This is a genomic window from Bacillus sp. FSL K6-0073, assembly GCF_038006085.1.
Taxonomy (GTDB): Bacteria; Bacillota; Bacilli; order Bacillales; family Bacillaceae_G; genus Bacillus_A; species Bacillus_A cereus.
In genome coordinates, this window is sequence record NZ_JBBOUN010000001.1 from 3,690,901 (window position 1) to 3,716,272 (window position 25,372).

Consider the following 25,372-nt stretch of genomic DNA (forward strand, 5'->3'; position numbering starts at 1 on the left):
TTATCTTTATTCATACTAACGTAGCAAGATGCTCTTTCACGTCATATTCAACTAAACTTTCAGCGTGTTTAATTCGATGAACAAAGTCTGGATTAGCAATTAACGGTCTTCCGAATGCCGCTACATCAATCGTTCCTTCTTGCAACGCTTCTTCGGCCTCTTTCGGATTTAAATTACCAACCCCAACAATCGTACCATCCCAATATTTTCTTACTAGTTGATGAAAATTCTTTCCATCAGCAATCTCTTGCGTATAATTCATCGTTGAAGGATGGATCATCGTTAACCCAACCTCTTTAAACATATTTATGAACGTTTCAATTGCAAACTCAGGATCTTCCCACATATAAGTAGGATTATCACCTTTGAAAGCAGAGAAACGAAGAAGTGTTTTATTAGCTCCAACAGCTTCTATTACAGCCGCCGTTACTTCTTTCATAAACGTTAACCTTTGTTTTAAATCACCGCCATATTTATCTGTTCGCTTATTCGCAAACTCATACGTAAATTGATCGATTAAATATCCGTGTGCACCGTGAATTTCTACTCCATCAAATCCAGCTTCGATCGCATTTTTCGCAGCTTGTGCGTATTGACCGATCACTTCTTGTATTTCTTCTAACGTCATTGCTTCTGGCGTATCAAACGGTTTACGAAAGCGTGGAACATTTCCCTCTGCAGCTATAGCCGATGGTGCTTGTGGCATTTGACCACCAATTATTTCATGATGACTCATACGCCCAACATGCCATATTTGAGCAATAATCGTCCCGCCTTCTTTATGTACTGCCTCTGTAACAGGTTTCCAAGAATCGATTTGTTCTTGTGTATAAATACCTGGTACTCCTGGGTTTCCTTTTGCTCTCGGACTAATGACAATTCCTTCTGTAATAATTAGTCCAATTCCATCCGCAGCACGTTTTCTGTAGTACTCCACTACATCAGCACCAACTACTCCAGTCTCATTATCTGCAAAGCATCTTGTCATCGGCGCCATCACTATACGATTACGAAGAGACCAAGCTCCAACTTGAATTGGATCAAACAACTTTGTTTCTTCAACGTTTTCAAAAAATCCCCCAGCATTTACATTTGTTCCTTCATAAATACTCGCTGCTTTATTACTTGAACTTGTCATTTTTCTTCCCCCCTAAAAAATCTTACTATAATCGCATCATACTTACTTTTAGATAGTAACGTCAATTTTTACGAATTTACAATAAAAAATTCGAATATCCAAAAAAAAAAATGCTGTAAATAATATTAAAAAGGTTTCCTTAGGAGGAAACCTTTTTTGTTGACCATATATGGCTGTCAATTCGTTTATCTCTTTAGTAAAAAACACCTTATCAATAGAAGTGAAAATGGTTCAGTATTCTTCTAAAAATAATAACTTATATACCTAAAACAATGAAAGCCCTACCTCTCTTTCATCCTTACGGCTCCTCGTCCGTGCCAGTGTGAATCAGGATTGCAAAAATCAAGTAACTATTTTATCGAAGTATTCAATTAAACTTCGAACATTCATAAATGAAATTAAAAAATAAAAATGGATTTGATTGTAGTAATAACAATAGAGGTAATGCTCTAAAAGTGGTTTGAAAGAGTTGAATGTCTTTGAAATGATAAATTTTCTATAATTATGTTCCCAAAAAATTCAAGATCTTTTTTGGGATATAATACATTATTTGTAATGAACCTTAACAAAAGCTTTTTATCTGATTTTCTGTGATACCTTCAATTAATCCCAGTTCACTAATCAAAAATTCATATGCGTTATCTAACATCTTCTTTTCGCTTGCATTAAGTGCTTTTTCTTTCTGTATACGCATTAAATCACGCACAACTTCAGCACCTTCTTGCATTTTACCCGTCTTTATTTTATCAGTGTTCAATTTATACCTTTGTTTCCACGTAAGTAATCTATCTGATTCCCCATGTTGAAAAATATCCATTATGTGTGCTAATGCGGTTATATCCGTAACTGGTCGTATATTCGAATTCAATATTCTCCCTGTTGGAATCATTAGTTCCATATTACTAGCCGACATTTTTATAACATAATACTGTTGTTTTTCCCCTGAGATTTCCTTCTCTTCTATGGCTTTAATTATACCTGCTCCCTGCATTGGATAAACAATGTTATCGCCAATTTGAAACAAATAATCCACCTCCATATATGGTAACCTTATCAAGTTTAACACACTTTTAGTTTTTTGGCAAAATTTTTATTTTATCATAAAATCATTTTACGCGTCAACACTTCAGAAGCAAGAAATTAAATTTACACAATACACTATAAAAATCGCAATTCCATTAACGGTTCCACACACATTCATTCTCCTTTAACACAAAAACACATCACTACATTTCAGTAGTAATGTGTTTTTGATAAGGCATAAATAAATATCTACTTTTCCGTCTATATACTAACCTGCTTACTAACCGTTTCCCTCGCTAAAAGAAAACTCATAATCACTTGCGCTGCTACTCTACTCGTCATATCTCTGAAATCAAGAGTTGGATCAATCTCTACTATATCCATCCCTTGAACGAGCGGTTCTTTACCAAGGAATTCAATCGCATCTAGTAAAGTCGTACTATCCATTCCACCAGGCCCAATTGCTGGACAACCTGGTGCAAACGCTTGGTCTAGCACATCCATATCAAGAGAAATATAAATAGAAGTCACACCTTGATTTCTTAATACTTCAATACTTTCCGTGATAATATCTTTTATTTCTCGCTCTCGTACGTCTTTCATTGTATACACTGTTACACCATGCTCTATTGCATATTCATGGTACGCACGTGCATTAGAAAAATTACGAATTCCAATTTGAACAAGTTGTTTCCCTGCAATGACATCATTTTCTAGTAAACTACGGAATGGTGTACCATTTGACGGGCCTCCATCATCTAAATTACGTAAATCATGATGAGCATCAAATTGAATAATTCCGACCTTTCCTTTACTGTTTGCAAAACCTGTTATACTCGGAAAACTAATCGAGTGGTCACCGCCAAGAACGATTGGTATCATGTTCGGGTTTACTTTCGTTACATGCCCAACTGTTTTCGCAATTCGTTTATGACTTTCTTTTATATCCGTCACATGCATCGTAATATCGCCGCAATCATATAAGACACTTTCTTTCATATCGTGTTCTTCTGTAATTGCATATGTGCTATATGCATCTAACATCGCACGAATTGTCTTTGGAGCAAAACTTGCTCCTGAATGACTAATAGATGGTTTAGAAAGGGGTGCTCCAATTAAGGCAGCACCGAATATTTCTACGCCTTCCTCCCAAACTTTAATCATCTCACTCCATTTTGTCACTTCACGATCAATAAACTTTGCATTTTTCTTTAAATAGTGGCCGTGCTCCACGATTGTTCACCTCTTGTATATGCAATATTACCATTCTTCCATACTGTATTCACATGACTTACGCCGTAATGATACGGTACGTAAGCATAATTGTAAGCATCCCATAAAACTAAATCTGCCTTACGACCAACTCTAATTTTCCCAGCTACATCACCGCGGTTAATGGCATATGATGAGTTAACCGTTACGGCATTCCAAACTTCTTCTGGTGTCATTTTCAGTTTTAGCATCGCAATGCTCATAATAAGCTGAATATTTTCAGTTGGACAGCTACCTGGGTTAAAGTCTGTAGCCAACGCAACTGCAACACCTTCATCAATCATTTTACGACCACGAGCAAAGCTTTCTTTATTTAAATAGAAAGTTGTTCCTGGTAATAATGTTGCTACTGTACTCGAGTTTGCAAGCATTTCAATCCCTTTATCAGAAGCGCCAACTAAATGGTCCGCTGATGCCGCACCGATTTCTGCCGCTGCTTCCGCACCACCAAGAGGGTCGATTTCATCTGCATGAATTTTCACATCAAAGCCAAGCTCTTTCGCTTTTAATAAAAATTCTTTTGATTCTTCTACAGAGAACACACCTGTTTCACAGAAAATATCAACGAACTCCGCTAATTGCTTCTCTTTCATTTCTGGTAGTAGGTCTAACATCCATTGTAAAAATTCTTTCGATTTACCTTTATACTCTTTCGGAACTGCATGAGCACCTAAAAATGTTGAAACTAAATCGATCGGATGCTCTTTTTGTAATTGTGCTGTTGCCTCTAATTGTTTCCATTCCGTCTCATCATCTAATCCGTAACCACTCTTCGCTTCTACAGTAGTAACTCCGAAAGATAGCATACGGTCTAAATGGAATTTCGCTTTTTGAACAAGTTCTTCTTTCGACGCCTGTTTCGTTGCATTTACAGTTGAAAGAATACCGCCGCCTTTTTCCAAAATTTCTAAGTACGGAACTCCTTGTAATTTTAGTGCGATTTCATTTTCACGAGATCCACCAAATACAAGATGAGTATGCGGATCAACAAGACCAGGAGAAACCATTTTCCCGCCGCAATCAATAACTTCTTTCGCCTGAAGTCCTTTCACTTCTTCCACTGTTCCAACGAAAGTGATTACACCATTTTCAATTCCAACCGCACCGTTTTCGATAACAGGAAGCGTGTTCATCGCTTCCCGTCTTAACAAGCCATCTTCTTGATCCATTGTTAGTAATTGACCGATATTTATTAGTAAAGTGTCCAGCATGTTTTCTCCTCCTTATTTCATCATTGGAATGTTAACGCCTTTTTCTTTCGCAGTTTCCACTGCCAAGTCATATCCTGCATCCACGTGACGAACAACACCCATACCAGGGTCAGAAGTTAATACACGCTCAATACGTTTTGCTGCTGCTTCTGTTCCATCTGCAACGATAACCATTCCAGCGTGAAGTGAATATCCCATACCAACGCCGCCACCGTGGTGAACAGACACCCAGCTTGCACCGTTTACACTATTAATTAATGCATTTAAAATTGGCCAATCTGCTACTGCATCACTACCGTCTTTCATCGCTTCTGTTTCACGGTTTGGAGATGCTACTGATCCACAATCTAAATGGTCACGACCGATAACGATTGGTGCTGATAATTCACCATTTGCAACCATTTCATTAATGATGCGCCCAAATTTCGCACGCTCACCGTAACCTAACCAACAAATACGTGATGGAAGTCCTTGGAACTCAACTTGTTGACGTGCCATACGAATCCAGTTACATAAATGTTCATTATCAGCGAACTCACGTAAAATTACTTCGTCTGTTTTATAAATATCTTCTGGATCACCAGAAAGTGCCACCCAGCGGAATGGTCCTTTTCCTTCACAGAATAATGGACGAATAAATGCAGGAACGAATCCTGGGAAATCGAAAGCATTTTTCAAACCTTCATCGAAAGCAACTTGGCGAATATTATTTCCATAATCAAATGTAATTGCGCCTTTTTCTTGCATCGCAAGCATTGCTTCCACATGTTTTGTCATACTTTCTTTTGATAATTGTACGTAACGTTCTGGATTTTCTTCACGAAGTTTCGCTGCTTCTTCTAACGTGTAACCTACTGGAATATAACCGTTTAATGGATCATGAGCAGATGTTTGATCCGTAACTAAATCTGGCGTAATATTACGCTTCACTAGTTCTGGTAAAATCTCTGCCGCATTTCCTAACAAGCCAATTGAAATTGGTTCTTTCTTCTCTTTATACTCGTTCGCAACAGTTAATGCTTCTTCTAATGATTCTGTGTACATGTCACAATATCTCTTTTCAATACGACGATCGATACTACGCTTATCTACATCAATAGCAATGACAACACCGCCATTCATCGTTACAGCAAGAGGTTGTGCACCACCCATACCACCTAAGCCAGCAGTAAGTGTTAATGTACCTTTTAATGAACCATCGAAATGTTGACGAGCCGCTTCACCAAATGTTTCATATGTTCCTTGTAGAATCCCTTGCGTTCCAATGTAAATCCAGCTACCAGCTGTCATTTGTCCGTACATCATAAGACCTTTTTTCTCTAGTTCTCGGAAGTGATCCCAGTTTGCCCATTTCGGTACTAAGTTTGAGTTCGCTAACAGAACGCGAGGTGCATCTTCATGTGATTTAAAAATGGCAACTGGTTTTCCTGATTGAACAAGTAACGTTTCATCACTTTCTAACGTTTTTAATGAATCTACAATCGCCTGATAGCTTTCCCAGTTACGAGCTGCACGGCCAATTCCGCCATATACAACTAATTCTTCTGGTTTTTCAGCAACTTCAGGATCTAAATTGTTCATTAACATACGAAGTGCAGCTTCTTGCACCCATCCTTTCGTTTGTAACTCTGTACCTCTTGGCGCGCGAATTGTTTGTTGTACTTTTTCCATTTCAATCTCTCCCTTTTCTCATTTTATAGTGCTGCGTTTACATCTAATCTTTCTTTTATCGAATAATTCGTTTTTAACCAATGCGCAATATTTTCAATATCTGTTGAGAATATACGGTCATTTTTAATAGATGGCACCTGCTGACGACCTTGGTGGTAGAAGCTCTTCGTCACTGTACTCATGTTTTCAATTCCGCGATATTCTGCTGCTTGCATTGCACAAATCATCTCAATAGAAAGAACACGTCTTGCATTTTGAATAATTTGATGTGCATGGCGTGAAGCAATTGTTCCCATACTTACATGATCTTCTTGGTTAGCAGAAGACGGAATTGAATCTACACTCGCCGGATGTGCTAACGTTTTATTTTCAGAAACAAGCGACGCTGCAGCATATTGCATAATCATTGCACCTGACTGTAGTCCTGGTTCTGGACTTAAAAATGGTGGTAAATCATTTAATTGCGGGTTTACTAAACGCTCAATACGGCGCTCCGAAATATTTGCAAGTTCCGCCATTCCTACTTTTAAGAAGTCCATCGCAAACGCAATCGGTTGACCATGGAAGTTACCACCTGAAATTACTTTTTCTCCGCCATCAAAAATTAGCGGATTATCTGTTGCTGCATTCATTTCAATTTCTAATTTTTCTTTTACATAATTTAAAACTTGCCAAGAAGCACCGTGTACTTGCGGAATACAACGAAGTGAATAGGCATCCTGTACACGTAATTCTCCTTGTTTTGTTGTTAATTTACTATCGTGAAGGATGTCACGAATTCTGCTCGCTACTTCCACTTGCTCTTTATAACCACGTGCTTTATGAACATTTTCATCAAATGCATCAATAATGCCTTGTAACCCTTCAATTGTCATCGAAGCAATTAGTTCAGCTTGATACGCCGTTGCTTCTGCTTCTATATAAGAAAGAACTCCTTGTGCTGTCATCGCCTGCGTACCATTAATTAACGCAAGACCTTCTTTCGCTTCAAGTTCAATTGGCTCAAGCCCTTCTTCTGTAAGAGCAACCATTGCATGAACGCGTTTCCCCTTATAGAACACTTCACCTTCGCCTAATAATACGAGCGCAAGATGAGATAAAGGTGCTAAATCGCCACTTGCACCAAGTGAGCCTTGTTGCGGAACGACTGGATGAATTTTACGGTTTACAAACTCAAGAAGCATATTTACAACGAGCGGTCTAACACCAGATACTCCTTTAAGCATCGTGTTCGCTCGTAAAATTAACATTCCGCGTGATACTTCTTCCGGGAATGGATCACCAATCCCGCATGCATGTGACTGAATTAAATTATGTTGAAGTGCCTTTACATCATCTTTTTGGATAAGCACATCACTAAACTTTCCAAATCCAGTTGTAATTCCGTAAACAACTTTTCCGTCCTCTACAATTTTCTCAACTACTTCGCGGCACTCCGCTACCTTTTGCATACTACTTGGACAAGCTGTTACACCTTCTCCTTCCAGTAATAACCTCTTCATTTCTTCAACTGTCAATGTATGTCCTGTTAACGTAATCATCATTTTTCCTCCTTAAAAAGGCAAAAGGGGACCTTATCTTTTTAAGACAGACTTCTGTCCTAAAAAAGTAAGGCCCCCTTCTAACTAATAGACTATGGGCAAATCATATGTGATTAATTCCTAAACCAATCGCCTCATGCTCAGATCCTTTTACAGGTGCACCAATCGTTCCATATAATGCAACAGCAACCCATTCGCCTTCTTTTTTTCCGTCGTATGGTGTACCGCGCACAATCGCAAAACGAAGTCCTACTGTACGAAGAACGTCTGCTAACTGAATTTGACCTCTCGTCACTCCGTACAAAGCTTCCATAATTGCATGATAAAGTGCATGTGTTTCTCTGTAAACGTCTGTTTCAATAACTTGGTTGCTTTTAGCCGCTGTTTCCATTGCTGCGACAACCTTTTGCGAATTCATCGAACCCACTTTCCCCGTACAATACTTCCAACCTTTTGGAATGGATAATACAGGACTTTCATTCTCATCCGCAAGTGCCAACAGCATGGCCATACGACCAATTCGATGTGTTCCTTGAAGAAGCATGTGACTCTCTCATTTCTTTTGAATTATTTGAATATTACTTAATTTAAGAATATATGAAAACGTTTAAATCGTCAATAGTTTAAAATCATATTCAAACATTTTTTTCATCCCCATAATTTTGTGTACACAAATGATTTACACAAAATTTCCAAGCATGCTATAGTCTCACTAACAGATGCAAAGGGGCGAAATTTCAGTGACAAAACGAAAAGATATTCATTTTCGAATTGAAGAGAAATTACTTAAAAGGTTTGAATCAGCACTCCATTACGAAGGTTTAAAGAAAACAGATATATTAACACATGCAATCCAACAATTTTGCACAAAGGTGGAATGTGACAAAATGAATGATGTAAAACGTCAGTATAACGTTAGCAACCATTTACAAACACGCATCGACACACATACACATTACGAAGAAAAACACGTAGATTTAGATAAGATCGTCATTGAACATTTACAACTTCAAGGGGAAGAAAATATATTAGAGGTTGGGTGCGCTAGTGGAAAATTCCTTTCCCTTTTACAAACAAATGGTCATAAAGGCACATTAACCGGGTTTGATCAATCCGAAGCTATGCTTGCTGAAGCTGCTAAAACAAATAACTTAATAGAATGGAAACGAGGGGATGCTAGTAAACTTCCTTTCGAAACAAATTGTTATGACCTAATAATTGCAAGACATATGTTATACCATGTGAAAGATGTTGAAAAAACAATTCAAGGATTCCATAAAGTAATTTGTCCTAGCGGAACACTTTTAGCTACAACAAATTCTAGCGTTACACTACCTCGTATAGTTGAAATGTGTAACCGTATGTTAGACGCATTTGATTTACCGAAAACAACATCATCAGTCACTCCATTTTGTTTAGAAAACGGTAAAGAGATATTACAATCTGTTTTTCCAACTGTTGAAGAAACAGTTATTCATAATGCTCTCGTTTTTCATCATGCTACTCCGATTGTAAACTATATTTCTAGCATGTTTCCGTCGCTAAATATACCTGATAATACATACCTTCACGCGGAAATGAAGGTATGGCTAAAAGAAGAAGTAGAAAATGAATTGTCACTTCATAACGGTATATGGCGTGACCCAAAAACGTTAGCCATTTATCGATGTCAAAAAGAAAAAAGCTAGCATTTGCTAGCTTTTACACGTTTTCTCGTAAAAGTTTCTCCATTACTACATTACCTTTACCACAATAAAAATCTGTATTATGTTCGTCTGCCACTCCAAAATAAGAGGCAATTGCTATTCCAAATGGTACAAATGCATGCCCTTGTGCTGTAATGATATTTGAGTGTTGCACAACTTCTTCATACACGAAATTTTCTACTGGAAAACAATCAAATTTTTGATAATCTATAGTCGCAGTATAAGAAATCCCTTTAAATACCCCTGCTTTTGCTAGTGCATACGGTCCAGCACAAATTGCCGCCACTAATTTTTCTTGTTCATGAAATTGACGAATGATTGAAAAAAGAGGTTTTGCATCTTCCAACTGTCCTTCTTCTCCACCTGGAATAAGTATCCCCTCATACTCATCTACACGTGCTTCACTTACTTCTATATGCGGCTGCACTTGCAATCCAGTTTCACTTATAACCAATTCTTTAGTTAAGCCCGCTGTAATGATTTCATATTTATTTTTCAGCAATGCCGTTGCTACTGTTATTTCAAACTCTGCAAATGTTGGGTATACAAATAAAAGTATTTTTTTCATAGCTCTCTCTCCTTTAACCAGTCCATAAAATATACCTCTAAATCGTCCACTGTTAAGCTATTCGTGTCCACATAAGTTACAGGAAATTGTTTATACCAGTCTTTTTCAGTTTCTACTAATTTAAATTGCTCCGCAAACGTACTTCTGTTTCTTGTTCTATCATTATTTTTTCTATCATATACATTCTTTTTCGTAACATCTAAGTAAAAAATCACATCCGAACGGCATGCTCTTAATTTATATAATTCATCTTTCAATTCAGTTTCTATATCCCACTCTTCTCCTATAATCGTTGGATAAAAGAGTGTAAAAAACTCAATGTCTTCTGGTCCGCGATCAAAAATTACGACTGAATCTTTCACATTTTGAAACTCCTTTATTTTTGCTTCCATAAACATTTTTTGATTCATAATAAACCCTACTTTTGAATTCATATCTAAATTCAATTTTTTTCGCTTCTCTACAATTGGATATGGATTTTCATATATAACTCGAAACCCTCTCTTTTCTAACCTTTTTGCTAATGTTGTTTTTCCGCTAGCCATCGGCCCTTGCAGTGAAATTACGTATGCCACACCTCTCATTCCCTTACACTTTAGTACACCTATAATATACAGAATCTTGAAAACTCTCAACATTATATATATCATCTTGTTTCTTATTCATATCTAACTTATAATGAAAAATAGAGATTATGACGGACGCATCAATAATGTAAGCTTGGAAATCCAAGCTTACATTATTTTTTGCTTTCTCTTTTCTAATAAAAAGAGTATACTAGTTTAGAACGTATGTTCTTAATAATTACATACAGTAAGGAGATAGAACAATGGTATACGACACAAAAGCAATTTCTTGGAATGAATCTTTAAAACAACTTCAACGCCGCTATACACACAAACAAGTTGACCGAAAAGAATTTGAGGATATTGAACTGATGGAATTCTTCCGCGATAACGACTACATTTCTTTACCTACACATATAAGCGGCCTATCAAAAACACGTTTTACTTCTTACTCTATTTTCACAACTGAAGATAAAGATCGTAAAGTTGGCACACTTATTATTGAGTATGTTGAAGACGATAATAATAATTTATGTGTTGAACAACTATACTTCGTTTAAACTATAACGCTTGGTCAAAATGACCAAGCGTTCTTGCTTTCTATGAATCTCACTGTATATAATATGAATAAAAGAAAACCGCTATCATTAAGGGGGGATATGCTTGCTCGAAGGATGGTTCAGTTGGTTCATTGTATTATGGACGGTTATTTTGTTAGGGCTTATGTCTATCGGTGGATACTTTATGTTCAGAAAATTCCTGAAACGATTACCAAAAGAAGACGGCATGTCCATTTTGGATTGGGAAGAACACTACATAAATAAAACGAGACATTTATGGGCTGATGAACAAAAACAATTGTTAGAAGAGCTTGTAAGTCCTGTTCCAGAACTATTTCGTGATGTTGCAAAATCAAAGATTGCTGGAAAAATCGGAGAACTTGCATTACAAGAAAATGCCTCTCAAATTACACAAGACTTAATTATTAAGGGATATATCATTGCCACACCAAAGCGTGATCATAAATTTTTAATAAAAAAACTACAAGAAAAAAAGATTGATTATTCTAACTATCGATCTTTACTCGCAAAGTAACTTCATATTATTTTCGATAAAAAAGACAGCGCCTTTGACGCTGTCTTTTTATTTGGTACATATACAGTTTTTAAGTTAGCTTCATATCTTTTTCATTATAAAAACCATCTTCTTTTTCCATTTCCTTCTGTAATTTCGTAAAGGAACGATACATTGCAATTCTCCATGACACAATCATCGCAAACGCAAGTAAGAAGAACATGCCACTAAGTTGTCCTAAATCAAGAGATTGACTTAAGTAGGTTTTAAATACAATCCGCACTACAAGTAATCCAATTAATATGAAAACAAAGGCTTTTGAACGCTTCAAATAAATCTCTTGTCCTCTAATTTCAAATTTAGATGTTTTAATAAGAAAAATAGAGAAAATCAAACCGACACCAATTGCTTCTAACATTTCTGCTGGAGTTAATCGAAATTCAGGAAAAACATACATCAATGCACCCGTACTCATAAAAAATGGTGGAAGTATAATTTTTTTCAATGTTGCAGGTTTCTTAGCTGCTTTTAAACGAATAAACATCGCACCGACAGCCATACAAACAGCAACGATACTTGATAAAAGAACTATGTTCATATTTTCTCATCCTTTTTTGTGGCTATATGCAAAATATACTTTCATTATATGCTTTTCCGTTAGTATTTCCAACATTTTCGCAGAATAATACTAAAAACCAGTAAAACCACCAAATAAACTTGAGAAATATACGATAATTTTCGTCATCCAGTTAAAGTATAGGAAGACACCCATAACAATCATAATATATCCTCCGACTTTCATGAAGGCCATACTATTTCTTTTAATCCAAGACATTTTCGTAATAAAGAATGACAGTACGAAAAACGGGATTGCAAATCCAAGTATGTAAGCAATCATATATATCATTGCTGATTCTGGATTTGTTGCTGCTAATCCAATTACAGACACTAGAATTGGTCCGGTACATGGCGTCCATCCTGCTGCAAAAGCTAATCCTATTAGTACTGATCCAAAATAGCCACTTGGACGATTTTTAAATGTAAATTTACGGTCTTGCATTAAAAATTTCGGCTTAAACACCCCGACAATAATTAAGCCGAACACGATGATAAATATACCACCTAACTGTCTGATTAAATCTTTATAGTCAGTAAAGATTCCTCCAATAAAACTTGTACCAAATCCAATTGCAATAAATATAATTGAAAATCCAAGTAAGAAAAACGCTGTATGTATCATACTTCTTTTGCGAAGCATTGCATTTTCTTCTTTCAATTCAGAAACCGACATACCTGTTATGTACGATAAAAATGCCGGGTAAAGCGGTAAGCAACATGGGGAAATAAATGATAAGAACCCGGCGCCAAACGCTAAAAAAATACTAATATCTTGCATCATTCCACTCCTCTCCCTAAATATTGTAACAAAAACACATAAAAATACTATGAACAATTCGTGAAATCACTTTTACAACGTGGCAATAAGAAAAACCGCACTTCCTCACAGTTTCTAATAAAACGTTTTCATTTCCTTCTATTATATAGAAAAAAACCAAATGGATTATAAAACTCCTTTAATTGTTATTACCATAACAAAGGTAACATAGTTTCTCAAATAATTAGCACGTTACTAGTACGTCTATATACATATTGGTTTAAAAAATATTTTTTTCAAATGCTATCTCTATACAATGCAAAGTTTATTTTATAATACTTCTACTATTAAAAATTTCAAGATTATGCATAAATATCATACTTTTATTATTATTCTATAAAATGTCATACTTTTCTTTCATTTGACCCTTTATTTCTAATTTTGTATACTTCCCTCTAGTTATATATTTTCGATACGGAATAACTTCATATAGATGGGAGGAATTTTTCATGCTTCGTTATTCTCTTTTAGTTTTATTAGGAGCGTGTAGTTATGGAATTTTAGCTATTTTTGTTAAGCTTGCATATGCAGAAGGATTTTCACTTGGAGAGGTAATTGGCAGCCAATATTTGTTCGGTTGGATTATTTTGCTTGCTATTACACTTCTATTTTCTAGACATCGCGTTCCTTTAAAGCAAGCATTACTTTTATTCGTCGCAGGAACATCTGCAAGTTTTACCGGAATTTTTTATTATGCTTCATTAAAAACTGTACCAGCTTCTATTGCAATTATTCTTTTATTCCAATTCGTTTGGGTCGGAATTATCATTGAAGCAGTCGCAACAAAAACATTACCTTCAAGAGAAAAAGTTATTTCTGTTATTTTCTTACTTGTAGGGACATTTTTATCAAGTGGTTTACTTGAACAATCAGTAGGTGCTTTCGATACGACTGGGGTCATTTTAGGTTTATTATCTGCTGTTACATTCGCAACATACATTTTCGTAAGCGGAAAAGTTGCTGTTGAAGTACCTTCATTACCGCGCGGTGTTCTCTTAATGACTGGTGCTTTAACTTTAGTCATGATTGTATTCCCACCAACATTTATTTTTAATGGTGCCATTTCTCAAGGTCTTTGGAAATACGGTTTAGGATTAGGAACATTTAGTATCGTTATTCCATCTATTGCCTTTACAATCGGGATTCCAAAAATCGGTTCTGGCTTAGCGACTATTCTTGGTGCAGCGGAACTACCAGTTACAACAATTATGTCAGTATTCGTTTTAAAAGAGGCTGTACTATCTTCACAATGGTTCGGTGTATCACTTATTTTAATTGGGATTGCAATCCCGCAAATTGCATACGCAATGCGTGGACGTTATCGTAAACATCATACGCATAAAAAAGTCGCAGCATAAAGTGAAACTTTAATTAGTTGAACCAATCGGACTGCCCATTAATACAGGATAAACGAGAGAGGATTTTCATTTGAGAATCCTCTCTTTTATTGTTGTATACTTATGATAAATATTTTGCTGAAGAAAGAAGGCATACTACATGGTATCTATTTCAAATCAACTAAAAGAAAAACTTATTTCCATCCGTCGACATTTACATGAGTATCCAGAACTATCATATGAAGAGTTCGAAACAACAAAAGCAATAAAAAATTGGTTAGAAGAAAAAAACATTACTATCATTGATTCCAATTTAGAAACAGGAATTATCGCTGAAGTGTCTGGTAATAAAAACGGACCAATTGTAGCAGTTCGTGCTGATATTGATGCCCTTCCTATTCAAGAAGAAACACAATTGTCCTATGCATCTAAAGTACGAGGGAAAATGCATGCTTGTGGACACGATTTTCATACAGTTGCCATTTTAGGTACTGCTTTCTTATTAAAAGAAAGAGAATCTTCCCTAAATGGAACGGTTCGCTTCATATTCCAACCAGGTGAAGAAAGTAGTAATGGCGCTTGCAAAGTTATTGATGCTGGACATTTACGTAATGTGCAAGCGATTTTCGGCATGCATAATAAACCTGATTTACCAGTAGGTACAATTGGCATTAAAGATGGTCCACTGATGGCCGGAGTTGATCGATTTGAAATTGAAATTCACGGAGTTGGTACACACGCGGCTGTACCAGATGCTGGAGTAGATCCTATTGTCGCATCCTCTCAAATTGTGATGGCACTGCAAACAATTGTAAGCCGAAATATAAGTTCATCTCAAAATGCAGTTGTGAGTGTTACAAATATCCATGCAGGAAATACGTGGAACGTGATTCCTGAAAAAGCTACGTTAGAAGGAACGATTCGCACATTCCAAGCTGAAACACGTGAAAAGATTCCAGCACTCATGGAGCGTATTATTAAAGGTGTATCTGATGCATTAGGTGTAAAAACGAAATTCCGTTTTTATTCAGGTCCTCCTGCTGTTCACAACGATAAAGCTCTTACAGACTTATCTACTCAAGTTGCCACAAAGATGAATCTTAATATCATCTCGCCTAGTCCGTCAATGGCTGGAGAAGATTTCTCATTTTACCAACAGGAAATACCAGGTTCATTCGTCTTTATGGGAACGAGTGGTACACATGAATGGCATCATCCTGCTTTTACAATTAATGAAGAGGCACTGCCTATAAGTGCAGAATACTTTGCTTTACTAGCCGAAAGAGCACTTAAACAATTCTCATAAAAAAAGCCGTTCAAAGTGCATCTCAGCACCCTGAACGGCTTTTCTTATTAAGTTAAATCACGTTTTAAAAACACAGTATATGAAATACATAAAAATACGAACAAATAAAGTAACAACATACATGATGCAAACGGGAATGTTACTCCATCAATAAAACTTCCATTCTTTGAAATACTATATAAATCTGTGTTTGCTGGCAATAAATATTTCGCCCAGTTATATCTAGTGGCTGCTAATAGCGCAATATTGCCTGATAAAGCAAAGAATAGTGAAATACCAATTGCACCTCCACTAGATCTCGTTAACACAGAAATCATAAATGCAAACGATGCGTACACAACCGTTGGTAACCACGATAAAACATAATATTTACTTGCTTCTACAAAAATGTTTTGTTTTATTATATTTCCATCTTGGAAAATAAACTCACTCCATGCAGGCTGTTGGAATTTATAAATAACAAGTCCACATAAAGCGGAGAAGATCATATTAAATATAAATAATAAAGCTGCAAATATAACGATTGCTAAAAATTTTGCTGTTAAAATTTTAAAGCGACTCGCTGGTCGTATCGTTAAAAATTTATATGTTCCCCAGCTATATTCATTCGCAAAAATTGTACTTGCATACACGAGGATAAATGGGAGCAAAATTGGAAATACGATAAAACCTGTATCTCTCATGAAAGAAAGTGGAGAACTGCTTGCCGGTGCTGTATCTGTATCTAAATGCTTCATCTTAAGCTGGTATTCTTTTACAAGCTCATCCCCTGATTTTTCTGCTAAAATAGCTTCTTTTTTCATGCCAAGCTTTTTCTCAATTTCTACAGTTCGTTCTGTATAATCTACTTTCCATCCTTTTGTTTCCGGTTCAAAATACTTTACCGTAACCCATCCTAATCCGATTATTAATACTGCAATAACTGCAAATGGAATAATCGTTCGCTTCCGCTTAAATATTTTATACAGTTCGTTATATACTAAATTAAACAATATCTTTTCCCCCTGTTAATTCTAAAAATTGCTCTTCTAACGTTTTTCTTTCTTCATATACACGATACACTTGAATATTTTTCTCAAGCAATGTACGAATAACATTTGGGATTTCTTCATCTTTTACATTAATAAGTAATTCATTATCTTTTACTAAAACATCATGCCCTAATATTTCTGCTGCTTTATTCGCATCATCTACACGTATACGGATCGTCTCCATCTCTTCGCTTTGGCTATGCTGAATATTTTGCGTAGCCACATATTGCCCGTGCTGAATAATGATAACTCTGTCACACATTAATTCAACTTCTGAAAGTAAGTGACTTGATACAAGTACAGCTTTTCCTTGTTCATGTGCAATTTTTTTTATGTACATTCTCATTTCATGTATTCCACTAGGGTCTAATCCATTTGTCGGTTCATCTAGTATCAGCACATCTGGATCGTGAATAAGCGCCTGAGCGATTCCTAAACGTTGTCTCATGCCGAGTGAATATGCTTTTACTTTACGATCAATTACTTGTCCCATCCCTAACAATTTCACTACTTCATCGATACGTTCTTCGGTCACATTACCATTCATTCGTCCGAAATATGTTAAATTTTCATAGCCGCTTAAAAAAGGATAAAATTCAGGTGTCTCAATTACCGCTCCAATTTTCGCAGCGGTTTTTTCGAATTGCTGTTTCACAGATTGACCATCAATCCATACTTCACCTTCGGTCATACGGATCATACCAACCATCATTCTCATTAAAGTCGTTTTTCCAGCACCGTTTGGTCCGAGTAAACCGACAACCTCGCCTTTTTTCACTTCAAAACTAATATTTTGTACAAGTGTCTTTGATCCGATTCGCTTCGTTAACCGATCGACTTTTACAATTGATTGTTCATTTGTCATTCTATACAACCTTTCCTTCCCATTCTTTGTCAGGTCTTTTCACTGTAACATGATTATTTTTATGTGTAAAATAGAAAAAAGCATGATTTCTCATGCCCTTTCTTTAAACCGCAACGAATTTTCATCTTTTAAACTTCGAACAAATCGATAACATTGCATCATCGATATTAAAACGACAGTCATCATAATTATACTAATAATTACAACTGCATATATTGTAATTGGCGCACTATTTATTCCTTGTATCCCTGCGACTTTCATAAAGATAACCGTGAATAATTTCAAAAATAGCATCCCATTAATTAATCCAAAAACAAATGCTGCTCCATAAATGAATAATTGCTCCTGACATAATACACATAGTACCTCTTTTCTTTTCATATTTTCTGCTACATAAGATATAAACTCCTCCCTCCTCACATGCAAAAGGGAGTACATCATTTTATATGTAGTAAAAATACATATGAAAATTAGTACAATAAAAAGTGTGTAAAAATACATTTGAAATACAAATGCATCCCCTACTTTCAAAATAGCTCCTTCATTAAATTGTAACGATATCATAAAAAACAAAATCATAGTACTCATAGCAATCCACATAAATTGCTTCATCCTTTTGGTAGCAAATGTTCTAATATTTTTTCTCGCTAACCGACATAAAGACATAAAATTCTTCCCCTACCTTATTACATACGCATTCTATACTACTAGTGTATAAAAATATGACATTTTAAACATCGCACTACAATCGGAATTTCTTCTAAGTCTTTAGTCCTAGAAAACGAAATAATAAAAATCACATTTAGAATATAATTGTAAAAAGGAGGAGATTGCATGCGTATAAAATTACTATTAATCTTGTCTTTATTATTATTCACAAGTTGTAGCCAACTAAAAAACAATGAAGTTGCCATTGTTGAGCCATACAAATTAACAACAGAGCAGGCTTCTATTTTACAAATGACTCCTTTTCAAGAAGGAAATAGCATATTTTATAACGTTACGCTAAAAAATGAGAAAGATGAAATAAATGCTACGATTGATTATTATAACAATGGTAAAAAAACAAAAGAAATTGCTAATATAGCTACATCACATTTTTCAAAAAAGAAAGTAAAGCTTTCTTTTTTACCACCACATTTCCAATTCGATAAAGATATACAAGAAAAAAGGCAGTGGTATATGAATATTGATGGTGGTTCAACGCTTGTTCATGAAGAAGCACCACCAAGCGTAAATAGCTCCGCAACTACTACAATCCCATCTATAAAAAATTTAAAATACAATCAAAAAACAACTTTAGCTGCTGTAATCCAAACAAGTAAAGAAACTGTAAGCGTTCCTACCATTGATGAAGAAACAGGTATTGATCTACTCTTAAAAGAAAATGAACACGTTTATCTATTTAGTATCGAGCTAAAAAAAGAACAATAAAGCGGAAATGCAACTTAAGTTGCATTTCCGCTTTATTGTTTAATAAGGTGTACTTTTATGGATTTGAATTAAATCCATTTTCTGCTACTACTATTATTCATCTTCTACTTCTATTCTTTTCTTCTCTCTTGCAATTTTTAAAAACTCTAGCAACTCTGGATTACTATTCATTTTTTTATAAGCCACTGACATTTCTGCAACAAAATTAGAATCATATAACTCTTTATATACAACTTCTGTTTTATATAACTTATTTGCCGACACGGGTATTACTGTAATTCCAATCCCTGCTGCTACAAGCCCCATAACTGTTTGATACTCTGTTGCTTCTTGTACAATACGCGGACTAAATCCAACTTCTCTGCAAAGAGATAAAATTGTATCATACAAAGCTGGCCATACTGGTCTCGTAATAAATACAAACGGCTCATCTCGTAAATCTTCTATATGTATTTCATCTTTCTCTGCAAGTGGATGTGCCTTTGGTAAACATAAGGTGCAAGATAACCTTTGAATTGGCTCTAATTCTAATAATTGCGTTGGAATTGGTGGACGTAAAAAGCCAATATCGATACGGTTATCATGAAGTGCATGAACTTGATCTGGTGTTGACAATTCATGTAATGCAACAGACACTCTCGGAAATTTCTTTCTATATTCCCTAACAATTGATGGTAAAATATCATATATCGCCGCACCTACAAAACCAATTGAAAGTGATCCTACTTCTCCCCTTTGCGCACTTTGTGCAACTTCTACTGCTTTTTCAATTTGTTCAAACGCCTTTTTTACTTCTTTTAAAAACATTTCTCCTGCTTCTGTTAGTTCAACCTTTCTTTTCGTTCTTGAAAATAATGTAACTCCCATTTCTTTTTCTAATTGCTGTATTTGTTGACTAAGTGGTGGTTGTGTCATTTGTAAACGAGCAGCCGCCCGTCCAAAGTGTAACTCTTCTGCCACAACAACAAAATATTGCAAATGCCGTAATTCCATTTTTGGACACCCTTTTCACTTTCGATTAATATGTCTTATATATTAATAACATATAATTTATATATTAGACAAATATTTTGAATGAACGTATAGTAGAAATTGTTAATTCTTTTTTACAATTTTTATGTAACAAAAGAAAGAGGTGGTTACTGTATGAAATGGTGGAAGTTAAGCGGACAAATTTTATTACTATTTTGTTTCGCTTGGACAGGTGAATGGATTGCAAAACAGGCACACCTCCCAGTTCCAGGAAGTATAATCGGTATTTTCTTATTATTAATTTCATTAAAATTTAACCTAGTTAAAAAAGAATGGATACAGGACGGAGCAGATTTTTTATTAAAAGAACTTATTTTATTTTTCATCCCTTCTGCAGTCGCTGTCATACGTTACAGAGATACACTAACACAATATGGAATCGATCTCATTTTAATTATTATGATTAGCACTCTTTGCGTTACCTTAGTTACAGGACTTTTAACAGAATTGCTACTAAAGCGGAAAGGATCAACGCAATGATCGGATTTCTTTGTTTACTATTAACACTATTCACATATTGGCTATCAAAAAAAATGTATCAACGCTGGAATTGGAGTCTACTTTCTCCTCTTCTCGTCTGTCCCATTATTTTAATTGCTTTATTGCTCGGATTAGATACACCTTATGAAACATATGAATCTGGTGGTCATTGGTTAACTGAATTATTAAAACCCGCAACAGTTGCTTTTGCATGGCCAATCTATAAATACTTTGATTTATTAAAGAAACATGGAATGGCTATCTTACTTAATGTCATTGTCGGTTCGTTTTTATCAGTCATTACTTCAGCACTACTAGCAAATTATTTTCAAATTGATTCATCACTAGAACATAGTTTAGCGCCACATATCGTAACAACACCAATCGCAATGGCTATTTCAGAAATGATTGGTGGTATGTCACAATTAACTGCTGTATTTGTCGTTTTAACTGCCTTAACAGGAGCATTGCTCGGTCCTTCTCTCATACGTATTTGCCGTATTAAAACAGCAATCGCAAAAGGTATTATGTTAGGAACGAGCGCAAATGGAACCGGTACATCAAAAGCATTCGAAATCGGTCCTGTGGAAGGAACAATCGCAAGTTTATCCATGCTTTTAACAGCAGGCGCTAGTTTAGTTATCGTTCCGCTTTTCTTGTCTTGGATACATTAAAGAAGCAAGTATTTACATACTTGCTTCTTTATCTATATATCGGCACAGCAATTCATAATCCTCTGGAAAAGCTAAACACAATTGTTCAACTTCATGTATCCCTTTCCAAGCAATTTCATGTATTAACTCATCAGGATCTTGGATTTTCATATTACCGCCTATTTGTTTAACAAAATAATAATGGACATACACTGGAACACCGTATGTAATACCCTCTTTTTCATATATTTTATTTACAACTTCCACATTGTAACCTGTTTCTTCCCAAACTTCCCTGATACAACATTCTTCTAGTGTCTCTCCCTTTTCAAGTCCTCCACTTGGGACAGACCACCTTTTTTCTTCTCCCTCTTTGCCCTGCAGTACCATTAAAACTTCCTTTCTTTCATTTACACATACCGCTGCACTACCTATCCATCTCTCCATAAACATCCCTCCCCTACTAAAATTCGCCCTCTTTTTTATTTTCCCCTTGAAAAAAAGAGGAAAAAAATAAAACAATGACGAAAGATTACATCAACTTCATAGGCAATCCCTTCTTAGAAATTAAAACTGGAAGGATGAAAATATGATTTCTAATTATGTTGTGGAATGTGTCTTTTGTGAAGAAAATCGAAAGCCTCGCCAAGCTATTGTCACAGTTCCCGCGACTACTCAGCTACTAGCCCTTGAAAAAGTGCGCGCGGAATGCAAACGTCGCTTCGGAAAAACTGTATTATTGCAAACAGAAATTAAAGAAGAAATAATTTTCGAACAAAAAGAAAGCTGACCATAAATTGGTCAGCTTTCATATCCGATCATATTTTCACATGAAGATTAGGGGCATCCTCTTTAAGGATCGGGATTTTCCCATTATGTACGTTCCATAATGGTCATCGAACAATATATTTCTATACAATTAACTATTGAATAGAATAGGGCAAAACTTGTTCGCATTTTTAGAAAAGGGATAGGGATATAATTCAAGTAGTACTTCGAATACTCGAACTTTACACTCATAATATTAAAACAAATCCTTTTATATGGGAAATATGAATTACCTACATAATTCATTCGTAAAATATATTAATAGTTTGCTATATTAATTTTATCCTGCTATTTGTAAGCAGTAACCCCCTACTTATTATAATTTCACTTTATTCCATCAATAGCATACATCCAGCTAAAACCGGTGTCATAATCATCGAAAACCTCAAAAGCATTCGCGGTGCATAATTTGTAAACTTCGCGCCAATATATGCCCCTAACATGGTCCCAATTAATACTTGCAATAACAATATATAATCTAAATATCCTTCCGAACTATATCCTAGCCCGCCTCCAATTGCAATCGGTAATATAACAAGCATTGTTGTCCCTACAGATTGCTGAATCGTTAGTCCCAATAGAACCATTAATCCAAGCTGAATAAACGGTGCAGAACCAATCCCAAATGAACCAGCCATCATTCCAGTAACTAATCCAAGGCATATACATTTCAACAAGTAGTTCATGGAAAACTCTTTATGCTTATATAAAGATGACTGTTCTTTGTTTTGGAACATAATTAATTTAATAAACATAAAAATTGCCGATAAAAATAACATCCCAGCTGTAAACCAATGAAGAAGATGTGCTGGTATAAGTGAACCAAATTTAGAACCAATATAAGAGCCAATTGCGCCAAATCCCCCAACAATCCCGCCTATAATAAATGCAACATTGCCTTCACGGTAATGACTGACAACACCTGATAATGTCGTAAATGCCATTGCAGTTAAAGATGTTGCAAGAGCAACATGAATAGGAATATGAAATACTAAAGTGAGTATCGCGATAATAAACCCAGCTCCTCCAGCTCCAACAAATCCTAATAAAATACCCATTACTAACATTGTTATAATAATTGCCACAGACTTTCCCTCCAGTAACACAATTATCCATCATATTTATCCTTACATACAAATAAAAAGCATCCTAGACGGATGCTTTTTATTTCAATAATATGTACTTAATCTTGATTAATCAAAATAACCGCTGGACCAGCTACTACTACTCCAGCTACTTCTATTTTTTCAAATTCCTTTACTGTAATAGATATAACTCCTTCTCTTTCCATCAATTCTTTACTCAGGACATCAGTCGGGATTGCTTTCACCGTCTTACCTCCTTTTCATTTATACAATATGATAAAGTGAAACTTTCATCATTGGGTTTTTGTCCGTACTTATTGATTATTAACGCTCACCAATCGGGCGAATAATCACCCAATGCATCTATATATATGCATCACCTCCGCTTTCATTCCTTATTCCACTCAAAAACCTTCTCCCCCTTCCGTGACATATTGAAAAATAAAAAAGAAGCTATAACATATAGCTTCCCTCTACGTTTCTTTAATCTTTATGCACCGTATATTCCATGACTTTACCATCTCTATCAAATTGTAAAATAAGCTGTTCGCTATCTATTGGAATAAAGCCACGTTCAGTCCCAAGATAATACAAAGTGATAACTCCTTCTTCCCCACTTCTCGTTTCCGTTGGGGCTCCTAACAATTGTGTAATTTCTTCATTTGATTTCCCTATTAATTTATATTTTTGTAATAGATCATCTACCATATGTACCCGCTTATCTGCATGATTTAACCATCTATTTTGATTAAACTTTGATGTATATTCATTTACACTTAGTTGTACAGTGCACACTATTAATGGTATGAGTGCTACTATTAAAACCCCCAACATTTGCTTCTTTTCTTCATTACGATTTTTAGAAACATATAAAATAACCCTTTGAATCATAACTAATAAAACAAATGGTATGAATACTACAAAAATGCTCCTTACACTTAAGGGTATATGGACCCTATCAATGACGAATATAAATACAATGTACATTACTATATACAAACAAAAATAGACATATAAAATGCCACGTAGCATAGCGTTCAGAAAGATCTCCCCTTTTAACTCACAATATAATTCATCAGGCTAATCATTTCTCGAATCTGTTCTAATTCTTGCTCTGTATATACTACTTTCCCTGTTAAGATTTCATTTCTAAAGAACATTACAATTTGCTCCCGATCTTTTAATCTAGGTGTTTCCTCACTAGAAAGGTCTACTATTGCTTTTCCATTTTTATTATAAAAATATACAACTGGTTTTACCTTTTCTTTTATACTATTAGCCTGCATTTCATTCAAACAATTGTATAAAATTTGAGATAGTTTCTTCGCCTTATATACTGGATTCCCTTCATTTTTCACTTGTATAGTTGACGAATCTTTACCTACTATATATTCAAATGTTTCTTCTTTATCAACTTCTTGTTGATACTTACCCATTTCATCAATCATAAATGAATATATACCAGCATTTTCTTTCGTTAAACCATGAATTAATTTCTCGTTCCATTCTTTCGTCTCCAGTAGATAAATACCAGTTTTGCACAAGATAAGATGATGGATTCGATTATCGTTTATTTCACTATTATTTTTAATAAAAACATTCGGCATGACTTGAAATTCAGCATCTAATATGATGCCTTGCTCTATGAATCCTCGCTTCATATAATGTAATGTTTCGTACGTATTCATTTCAGCACCGTTTTTAGTATATTCTCGTAAATTTGCAATTAATTTTTGAAACATATGTATTTCGTTATTATGTTTATTTTGCATTTCACTACGTTCTTTACTATGCTGCACAGCTAATTGATTTTTCATCATACGCATATTTTCAATTTCTCTATTTGCACTTACTTGTAAATCATTGTATTTTTTCTGTTCCATATTTTTTAAATTATTTTGTTGTTCTTTATGCTCTATCACCGTAGCTGCAATTTCATTTTTATACGTTTCAATCGCTTGTTTCTTTTCAAATTCTACTTGCTGACTCTCTGATTCTAACTGTTTATTTTTATAAAACAGCACAAATACTACAGCTAATAATATTAAAACCGCACCTATTAGCACATAATTCATATTTTTACCCCTTTATTTCATTTTCGATTATTTTTTATAAA

Annotated in this window: 30 protein-coding genes; 9 read left to right on the top strand and 21 right to left on the bottom strand. The window is 35.1% G+C overall.

Annotated elements, in window-relative coordinates; all coding sequences use genetic code 11:
- Window positions 1-10 precede the first annotated feature (10 nt).
- The 7 genes from MHB52_RS19005 to hutP all read right to left on the bottom strand — a co-directional run bounded on the left by MHB52_RS19005 (window position 11) and on the right by hutP (window position 8,400).
- Window positions 11-1,138: an alkene reductase gene (locus MHB52_RS19005; protein WP_061663268.1), complete on the bottom strand. Its 1,128-nt coding sequence runs from the start codon at window positions 1,136-1,138 to the stop codon at window positions 11-13.
- 562 nt (window positions 1,139-1,700) lie between these two features.
- Entirely contained in the window at window positions 1,701-2,162 is a 462-nt protein-coding gene (locus tag MHB52_RS19010; RefSeq protein ID WP_000486328.1) for a CarD family transcriptional regulator, read from the bottom strand.
- A gap of 260 nt (window positions 2,163-2,422) precedes the next feature.
- Complete coding sequence (hutG, locus tag MHB52_RS19015; RefSeq protein WP_061663269.1) at window positions 2,423-3,394, bottom strand: formimidoylglutamase; 972 nt, start codon at window positions 3,392-3,394, stop codon at window positions 2,423-2,425.
- On the bottom strand, window positions 3,373-4,644 hold the full coding sequence (gene hutI / locus MHB52_RS19020) for an imidazolonepropionase (RefSeq protein ID WP_061663270.1): 1,272 nt from the start codon (window positions 4,642-4,644) through the stop codon (window positions 3,373-3,375). The genes hutG and hutI overlap by 22 nt, the downstream gene beginning before the upstream one ends.
- Window positions 4,645-4,656: 12 nt before the next feature.
- Window positions 4,657-6,315, bottom strand: coding sequence for a urocanate hydratase (hutU, locus tag MHB52_RS19025; RefSeq protein WP_053512829.1), 1,659 nt, complete (start codon window positions 6,313-6,315; stop codon window positions 4,657-4,659).
- A 23-nt stretch (window positions 6,316-6,338) separates the two neighbouring features.
- Window positions 6,339-7,856 carry a histidine ammonia-lyase gene (gene hutH / locus MHB52_RS19030; RefSeq protein WP_061663271.1) on the bottom strand — a complete coding sequence of 506 codons (1,518 nt, stop codon included), beginning with the start codon at window positions 7,854-7,856 and terminating at the stop codon, window positions 6,339-6,341.
- 103 nt (window positions 7,857-7,959) lie between these two features.
- Window positions 7,960-8,400, bottom strand: coding sequence for a hut operon transcriptional regulator HutP (gene hutP / locus MHB52_RS19035; protein WP_000926516.1), 441 nt, complete (start codon window positions 8,398-8,400; stop codon window positions 7,960-7,962).
- A gap of 196 nt (window positions 8,401-8,596) precedes the next feature.
- Between hutP and MHB52_RS19040 the strand changes: the two genes are divergently transcribed.
- On the top strand, window positions 8,597-9,544 hold the full coding sequence (locus MHB52_RS19040) for a class I SAM-dependent methyltransferase (protein WP_061663272.1): 948 nt from the start codon (window positions 8,597-8,599) through the stop codon (window positions 9,542-9,544).
- Between the two features lie 13 nt (window positions 9,545-9,557).
- Here MHB52_RS19040 and MHB52_RS19045 read toward each other — a convergent pair whose 3' ends face one another.
- The gene (locus MHB52_RS19045) at window positions 9,558-10,130 is read right to left on the bottom strand and encodes a DJ-1/PfpI family protein (protein WP_061663273.1); all 573 of its coding nucleotides are present in this window, start codon (window positions 10,128-10,130) and stop codon (window positions 9,558-9,560) included.
- Window positions 10,127-10,714 (bottom strand): AAA family ATPase, encoded by a 588-nt coding sequence (locus MHB52_RS19050; protein WP_061663274.1) that lies wholly within the window; start codon window positions 10,712-10,714, stop codon window positions 10,127-10,129. The genes MHB52_RS19045 and MHB52_RS19050 overlap by 4 nt, the downstream gene beginning before the upstream one ends.
- Window positions 10,715-10,959: 245 nt before the next feature.
- Here MHB52_RS19050 and MHB52_RS19055 point away from each other — a divergent pair, with 245 nt between their 5' ends.
- Both MHB52_RS19055 and MHB52_RS19060 read left to right on the top strand, forming a co-directional pair.
- Window positions 10,960-11,256 (top strand): hypothetical protein, encoded by a 297-nt coding sequence (locus tag MHB52_RS19055; protein ID WP_000262397.1) that lies wholly within the window; start codon window positions 10,960-10,962, stop codon window positions 11,254-11,256.
- Between the two features lie 103 nt (window positions 11,257-11,359).
- Window positions 11,360-11,791, top strand: a complete 432-nt coding sequence (locus tag MHB52_RS19060) for a DUF2621 domain-containing protein (RefSeq protein ID WP_000889373.1) — start codon at window positions 11,360-11,362, stop codon at window positions 11,789-11,791.
- A gap of 70 nt (window positions 11,792-11,861) precedes the next feature.
- Here the strand turns inward: MHB52_RS19060 and MHB52_RS19065 are convergent, their stop codons facing one another.
- The 3 genes from MHB52_RS19065 to MHB52_RS19075 all read right to left on the bottom strand — a co-directional run bounded on the left by MHB52_RS19065 (window position 11,862) and on the right by MHB52_RS19075 (window position 13,332).
- Window positions 11,862-12,368 (bottom strand): CcdC family protein, encoded by a 507-nt coding sequence (locus tag MHB52_RS19065; RefSeq protein ID WP_001028440.1) that lies wholly within the window; start codon window positions 12,366-12,368, stop codon window positions 11,862-11,864.
- Between the two features lie 90 nt (window positions 12,369-12,458).
- Window positions 12,459-13,166, bottom strand: a complete 708-nt coding sequence (gene ccdA, locus MHB52_RS19070) for a cytochrome c-type biogenesis protein CcdA (RefSeq protein ID WP_001152676.1) — start codon at window positions 13,164-13,166, stop codon at window positions 12,459-12,461.
- A gap of 16 nt (window positions 13,167-13,182) precedes the next feature.
- Window positions 13,183-13,332 carry a peptidase T gene (locus tag MHB52_RS19075; RefSeq protein ID WP_080008939.1) on the bottom strand — a complete coding sequence of 50 codons (150 nt, stop codon included), beginning with the start codon at window positions 13,330-13,332 and terminating at the stop codon, window positions 13,183-13,185.
- Between the two features lie 322 nt (window positions 13,333-13,654).
- On the opposite strand from MHB52_RS19075, the gene MHB52_RS19080 reads away from it, so the two are divergent.
- Both MHB52_RS19080 and MHB52_RS19085 read left to right on the top strand, forming a co-directional pair.
- Entirely contained in the window at window positions 13,655-14,563 is a 909-nt protein-coding gene (locus MHB52_RS19080; RefSeq protein ID WP_000947046.1) for an EamA family transporter, read from the top strand.
- A gap of 139 nt (window positions 14,564-14,702) precedes the next feature.
- Window positions 14,703-15,848, top strand: coding sequence for a M20 peptidase aminoacylase family protein (locus MHB52_RS19085; RefSeq protein WP_061663275.1), 1,146 nt, complete (start codon window positions 14,703-14,705; stop codon window positions 15,846-15,848).
- Between the two features lie 47 nt (window positions 15,849-15,895).
- On the opposite strand, the gene MHB52_RS19090 is transcribed toward MHB52_RS19085, so the two are convergent.
- From MHB52_RS19090 to MHB52_RS19100, 3 genes are all read right to left on the bottom strand, one after another.
- Window positions 15,896-16,840: an ABC transporter permease gene (locus tag MHB52_RS19090; protein ID WP_061663276.1), complete on the bottom strand. Its 945-nt coding sequence runs from the start codon at window positions 16,838-16,840 to the stop codon at window positions 15,896-15,898.
- Window positions 16,833-17,744 carry an ABC transporter ATP-binding protein gene (locus MHB52_RS19095; protein WP_000180623.1) on the bottom strand — a complete coding sequence of 304 codons (912 nt, stop codon included), beginning with the start codon at window positions 17,742-17,744 and terminating at the stop codon, window positions 16,833-16,835. Before MHB52_RS19095 ends, MHB52_RS19090 begins: the two co-directional genes overlap by 8 nt.
- Window positions 17,745-17,834: 90 nt before the next feature.
- Complete coding sequence (locus MHB52_RS19100; RefSeq protein ID WP_000050624.1) at window positions 17,835-18,410, bottom strand: FtsX-like permease family protein; 576 nt, start codon at window positions 18,408-18,410, stop codon at window positions 17,835-17,837.
- A gap of 168 nt (window positions 18,411-18,578) precedes the next feature.
- Between MHB52_RS19100 and MHB52_RS19105 the strand changes: the two genes are divergently transcribed.
- Entirely contained in the window at window positions 18,579-19,178 is a 600-nt protein-coding gene (locus tag MHB52_RS19105; protein ID WP_044795305.1) for a hypothetical protein, read from the top strand.
- Window positions 19,179-19,271: 93 nt separating this feature from the next.
- Here MHB52_RS19105 and alsR read toward each other — a convergent pair whose 3' ends face one another.
- Entirely contained in the window at window positions 19,272-20,171 is a 900-nt protein-coding gene (gene alsR, locus MHB52_RS19110; RefSeq protein WP_000423234.1) for an acetoin biosynthesis transcriptional regulator AlsR, read from the bottom strand.
- A 153-nt stretch (window positions 20,172-20,324) separates the two neighbouring features.
- Here alsR and MHB52_RS19115 point away from each other — a divergent pair, with 153 nt between their 5' ends.
- Together MHB52_RS19115 and MHB52_RS19120 are read left to right on the top strand one after the other, a co-directional pair.
- Window positions 20,325-20,690, top strand: a complete 366-nt coding sequence (locus tag MHB52_RS19115; protein ID WP_000872365.1) for a CidA/LrgA family holin-like protein — start codon at window positions 20,325-20,327, stop codon at window positions 20,688-20,690.
- On the top strand, window positions 20,687-21,364 hold the full coding sequence (locus tag MHB52_RS19120) for an LrgB family protein (protein WP_000578965.1): 678 nt from the start codon (window positions 20,687-20,689) through the stop codon (window positions 21,362-21,364). The genes MHB52_RS19115 and MHB52_RS19120 overlap by 4 nt, the downstream gene beginning before the upstream one ends.
- A gap of 12 nt (window positions 21,365-21,376) precedes the next feature.
- Here MHB52_RS19120 and MHB52_RS19125 read toward each other — a convergent pair whose 3' ends face one another.
- Window positions 21,377-21,790, bottom strand: a complete 414-nt coding sequence (locus tag MHB52_RS19125; RefSeq protein WP_000442979.1) for an NUDIX hydrolase — start codon at window positions 21,788-21,790, stop codon at window positions 21,377-21,379.
- 142 nt (window positions 21,791-21,932) lie between these two features.
- Between MHB52_RS19125 and MHB52_RS19130 the strand changes: the two genes are divergently transcribed.
- Window positions 21,933-22,133 carry a DUF3903 domain-containing protein gene (locus MHB52_RS19130; protein ID WP_000625226.1) on the top strand — a complete coding sequence of 67 codons (201 nt, stop codon included), beginning with the start codon at window positions 21,933-21,935 and terminating at the stop codon, window positions 22,131-22,133.
- A 367-nt stretch (window positions 22,134-22,500) separates the two neighbouring features.
- On the opposite strand, the gene MHB52_RS19135 is transcribed toward MHB52_RS19130, so the two are convergent.
- From MHB52_RS19135 to MHB52_RS19150, 4 genes are all read right to left on the bottom strand, one after another.
- Window positions 22,501-23,256 (bottom strand): sulfite exporter TauE/SafE family protein, encoded by a 756-nt coding sequence (locus tag MHB52_RS19135; protein WP_016118474.1) that lies wholly within the window; start codon window positions 23,254-23,256, stop codon window positions 22,501-22,503.
- Window positions 23,257-23,354: 98 nt separating this feature from the next.
- The gene (locus MHB52_RS19140; RefSeq protein ID WP_000644411.1) at window positions 23,355-23,501 is read right to left on the bottom strand and encodes a BC1881 family protein; all 147 of its coding nucleotides are present in this window, start codon (window positions 23,499-23,501) and stop codon (window positions 23,355-23,357) included.
- 238 nt (window positions 23,502-23,739) lie between these two features.
- The gene (locus tag MHB52_RS19145) at window positions 23,740-24,288 is read right to left on the bottom strand and encodes a hypothetical protein (protein ID WP_000943758.1); all 549 of its coding nucleotides are present in this window, start codon (window positions 24,286-24,288) and stop codon (window positions 23,740-23,742) included.
- A gap of 23 nt (window positions 24,289-24,311) precedes the next feature.
- Window positions 24,312-25,331, bottom strand: a complete 1,020-nt coding sequence (locus MHB52_RS19150; protein WP_001110277.1) for an NERD domain-containing protein — start codon at window positions 25,329-25,331, stop codon at window positions 24,312-24,314.
- Window positions 25,332-25,372: the final 41 nt, after the last annotated feature.